This is a genomic window from Aminobacter sp. P4_H6_2, assembly GCF_056400805.1.
This window is the reverse complement of the sequence record NZ_JBFUKO010000915.1, coordinates 1-1,567: the sequence shown is the minus strand read 5'-3', so window position 1 is coordinate 1,567 and position 1,567 is coordinate 1. Positions and strand designations below refer to the sequence as shown.

At 60.2% G+C, this 1,567-nt stretch carries 4 protein-coding genes; 1 reads left to right on the top strand and 3 read right to left on the bottom strand.

The window, feature by feature from the left end:
* On the bottom strand, positions 1-100 hold a 100-nt coding region (locus AC1DUU_RS31615), incomplete at its 3' end, for a helix-turn-helix domain-containing protein (protein ID WP_476787248.1).
* A gap of 23 nt (positions 101-123) precedes the next feature.
* Here AC1DUU_RS31615 and AC1DUU_RS31610 point away from each other — a divergent pair.
* Positions 124-858, top strand: a complete 735-nt coding sequence (locus AC1DUU_RS31610) for a hypothetical protein (RefSeq protein ID WP_476787247.1) — start codon at positions 124-126, stop codon at positions 856-858.
* 52 nt (positions 859-910) lie between these two features.
* Here AC1DUU_RS31610 and AC1DUU_RS31605 read toward each other — a convergent pair whose 3' ends face one another.
* Together AC1DUU_RS31605 and AC1DUU_RS31600 are read right to left on the bottom strand one after the other, a co-directional pair.
* Positions 911-1,180 carry a hypothetical protein gene (locus tag AC1DUU_RS31605; protein ID WP_476787246.1) on the bottom strand — a complete coding sequence of 90 codons (270 nt, stop codon included), beginning with the start codon at positions 1,178-1,180 and terminating at the stop codon, positions 911-913.
* A complete protein-coding gene (locus AC1DUU_RS31600; RefSeq protein ID WP_476787245.1) occupies positions 1,180-1,419 on the bottom strand; it encodes a hypothetical protein in 240 nt (79 codons plus the stop codon). The genes AC1DUU_RS31605 and AC1DUU_RS31600 overlap by 1 nt, the downstream gene beginning before the upstream one ends.
* Between the last annotated feature and the right edge of the window lie 148 nt (positions 1,420-1,567).

Genomic DNA, 1,567 nt, shown 5'->3' with positions numbered 1-1,567 from the left:
CGTTGATGTAGGGGATTTCTCCGGCCTTGCGCATTTCGCGAAGGGTGTCTTCACCGATGCCAAGTTCGGCTGCGGCCTGCTCCGGTGTCAACAGGGCCATAGCTTCGCCTCTTGGATGCCACTGTGATTTTGCGTCTCTTGCCACTGCGTTCCATCGAGCCTTACGATCTTGGATCGGGGGAGCGATTCATGACGGCGGAGCGGGTTCTTCAAGCGGCTAGCAACATTATCTGCGTGGCAGTCGGCCTTTTGGTTGGACTGGCAGTGGCAGATGTTATTGGAGAAACGGCCGTGGCGACCGTTCGTGACTGGCAGGGACTTCTGGGCGGTGTCTTGGCAATTGCCGCTGCCTATCTGACGGTTCGTCAGATGCGACTTAGCGACGATCAACACCAAATCAGACATTCTGAAATGATTGGAGCCGAGCGAAGCCGTGAGCGAATGATCGCGAAGCGTGCAGGGAGCCATATGGCATCTGATCTGCGGGTTACCGTTACGGTGGTGGGTCAAATGCGATCGGCAATGAGCGAGGAAGCGTTGATACGAAATTTTTTTGATCACTCTCCTGGTCTCGCTGCGATCCACACATTCCTGCAGCGCGTGACAACGCATCGAAGCCTCCTTGAGGCACGACCGCTTTTCGAGCCTGAGATGGATGAATTTCTCACCAAGGCTACTCAGTATGTCGACGCAACGGAAAAGGCGTACGAAGTAATGCGCTCGGCTGCCCACAGGGCGGCGCTTACGGCGGATCACCTTCCAGCCGCCCGGGCTTTGCTTCGGCAGATCGACAGCGCATTGAATTACATTGAAAAGTTGGCGGTGGAGCTGGACGCTATGGATCGGAGATACGCGTAGCGACGGCACTGTGTGGCCGCCAATCATTGATTGCGTGTGACGCCAAGCCATTTCAGCCTCCACTACCAAACCAGAGCGCAGCAGAGCCGAGGCTGGAGGCAAAGGCGAAGATCAGCGTCCATTCGCATAAGCCGAACATCGGGCGCGCCTCGAACGGCGGTGAATCGTCGTCGAGCGCATAGTCCAGTGGCGTGGTGTTGTGGCCGGGCCGTTGCATGTCGATGAGGAGGCGGGCGTGACGGCGCGAAAGCTGCAGCTCGCGCGGCGCCGGCTCGTTTGTGTGCTGGCGCCGCAGCCGGGCGAGGGCGTCGCGAGCGCTCATCAGGATTTGTCTCCCGCAGCTGCCAAGGCATCGGACATGACGGCGTCCAGTTCAGAGTTCCGGGTCGTGGCCGGATTGCAAACGTCACAGCGGCGCCCGCAGAGATCGCAGCCGCTTTCGGCGTCGTCGCAGAAACCGTCGATGCGCGAATAGACAAGGCCTTCGCCGTTGCAGTTCCAGCATTCGCCGTCGTCGTCGAAGTCGTCGGCGTACGGGTCGAGATTTTCGGTCGCGACCATGGTGTCAGCCCGCGCGGCCGGTGGCGTTGGCGATGTCGGCGGCGGTTTCGCTGTAGGYGGCGATCTCAGCACGCGTGAAACCTGCCAAGATCAGCGCGTCGCGATCGACAGGGCGGTCGTGCGCGGCCAACTCGAGCATCGCCTGAGC